This is a genomic window from Lysobacter sp. TAF61 (assembly GCF_052113485.1).
Lineage (GTDB): Bacteria > Pseudomonadota > Gammaproteobacteria > Xanthomonadales > Xanthomonadaceae > Lysobacter_J.
On the sequence record NZ_JBFRDH010000014.1, the window covers coordinates 1 to 2,476 of the forward strand.

At 60.5% G+C, this 2,476-nt stretch carries 1 protein-coding gene; it reads right to left on the bottom strand.

Annotated features, from left to right (window positions below; genetic code table 11):
* Positions 1-1,354: 1,354 nt before the first annotated feature.
* The gene (locus tag AB4Y64_RS17560) at positions 1,355-1,768 is read right to left on the bottom strand and encodes a hypothetical protein (protein WP_441817734.1); all 414 of its coding nucleotides are present in this window, start codon (positions 1,766-1,768) and stop codon (positions 1,355-1,357) included.
* Between the last annotated feature and the right edge of the window lie 708 nt (positions 1,769-2,476).

Below are 2,476 nucleotides of genomic sequence, written 5' to 3' on the forward strand. Positions count from 1 at the left end.
TAGGCCTAGCGCCGCAACCGGAGCCAAGAACTGCGGCCGACTGCTCTTCCATGACCTAACCCCCGGGCGGGAATGTATCAGCTCGCCGTGCCCCGCGCCGCCGAAGACCGGGGGCCTGCCGAAGGGGGAAGACAGCCGCCGGCAATGAGTTCGACTGGGGGCGTTGTACGCATGACCGAAGCACAGAGCGGGCGAGCATGAGCCCCGACATCGCGTCGCTCCCTCGACCTGGCCGCACGGCTGCGACTACGTGCCTAACGCCTGAGTTAAGCCGACAGCAATCGCGTAGCGATTGGTGTTCGGCTTGAATGACTTGTTAGGCCTAGTGTCGTGACCGGAGCCGAGAACTGCAGCCGGCCATAACCTGGGCCCTCCCCGGACCAAAATGTAGCAGCTTGCGGCGGCCTGTGAACCAGCCCCCTTCCCTGCCCGGAGCCGGAATCCAAGAGGGGCGACCGGGGCCACCGAAGTCCCGCGCGACGCCCAGCGCCGCATGCGGCTCTACGCCCTTACGGCTGCACCGCGACGACCGCACGCCTAACGCCTGAATTAAGCCGAGCCGCGAAGCGGCTTCGGCTTGAATGAATTGTTAGGCCCCCGTGGGAGCCCGTCCCTACTGGCTCTTGCTGCGCACACCTAGAAACCGGCCTACGGACTGAGCCCCCAAACCGCCGACGCAACAGAACAGCGACGCGTATGCAGCGTAGAACAACGCGTTCCCCGTGGGGAAACGGCGGACTAGCAACAGGTCCAAGATTGAGTAAGACGGCTCCGCGCCGATGAGTCCTGCAGCCCAAAGCAAGCCGGCATGGACTGCAAGAACCAGGAGGCAGACAGCGGCGTAGATGCCCCAAGGGGCCGAACGCCGACGCTCAAGGTAGCCGCCAAGCAAGAAGCAACCAGCCATGACAAGGAACGGCAGCGTCACCTTTGCGCCTCCCAAAATGATCAGGGCCTAACGCCTGAGTTAAGCCGACCCGCGAAGCGGGTTCGGCTTGAATGAATTGTTAGGCGCCGCCACACGGAGTGGGTGCTCCGGGTTGTCACGAACAAACGCCTCAACATCAGAGAGCTTGGTCGGCAATGGTGGACCGTCCACACTTCGGTAGCTGAAGAAACGAAATCCGGCGTTATGGAGCGCCTGGACCTTGGCCCATTGCTCCGCGTCTCGAGCTGTCGGGGCCTTGAATGAGCGCCCCATCTCATGTAGTTGCCCTCCACAGTGTGGACAGACGGCGGCCATTTCAGAACGAGGAGCCACCTTGAAGCTCTTGCGACATGCAAAGCAGACGTGAGCGATCAGATACTGAGGGCTTGGCAAGCGGCTAGCTTTCATAGGTGCCTAACGCCTGAATTAAGCCGAGCCGCGAAGCGGCTTCGGCTTGAATGAATTGTTAGCGCGCAACTGTGCTGCACCAAGCCCAGTGATGGCCGCCAGTAGGTGTAGCGGGGAGTACCACCAGTGCTCCTGCAGATACGCCAGAGGCGCCCCCAGCGCCAACACCGTGATGCAGTCAAAAATCTCAATTGACGCAACGATCAGCGCTAGCTGCTTGAGGCCAAATGTAGCGTCGCGCCGTGCAATGGCGAAGTACAAGGCCGTTCTGGCGATGAAAAGGCTGGCGATTTCGGCGACATAGGCAGGCCCCTGCGGCAGGTTAGCGAGGACGAACACCTGCTCACTGCCGAGAAGCGTGATTGCTCCGACGACATAGATAAGCACGGCGCGGAATAAGGTCTTTCTCCAAAACAATTTGTAGCCCCCCATTTGAGCGCTAACGCCTGAGTTAAGCCGACCCGCGAAGCGGGTTCGGCTTGAATGAATTGTTAGAGGCCAAGCCGGCGCTTTAGCTCGCCGAGCTCTACCTCTCCGTCAACCGCCGGCAACTGACCTATGAAAACTCCGCCAATTGTGTTGAAACGCTCCGCGTCAAACCTGGGGCTGCTACTGGCGCCGGAAGAATTTAGGTAGCTCCATTGGAGGGTCCCATCGGGTCTTCCAAAGATGAGGACTGGGTGCTCGTTCGGTGGCATGGGGACGCGACACCACTCGTCTAAGTGCTCCGAGACAACCAGCAGGGCTGGGGCCTGGCCGAGCAAGGTTTGCTGTGGCTTGATTGAAGCCTCCGCACACCCGCAACTGTTGGAAATGCAAATCTCATTTAGCGGGCAAGAAACCTCACAGCGACTATGGCCCTTAGGCAGAACCGTGACCTCATGGACCTGACCGATGACGAGAAACTCCCCCGCGTGAGTCAGACCAGTGCCAAGCAACAACGCTGCGCACATTGAGAGTCGCGAGAGTTTTCCCATGGCCTCTAACGCCCGAGTTAAGCCGCGCCGCGGAGCGGTGTCGGCTTGAATGAATTGTTAGGCCTGCCGCTCAAATGCAGACTTCTTGCAGTGCGGGCAGGTGCCTGTGGCCACAGCAATGTCACCAGCCCGTCGCAGCATTGGCCTACGGCAGGCGTGGCAT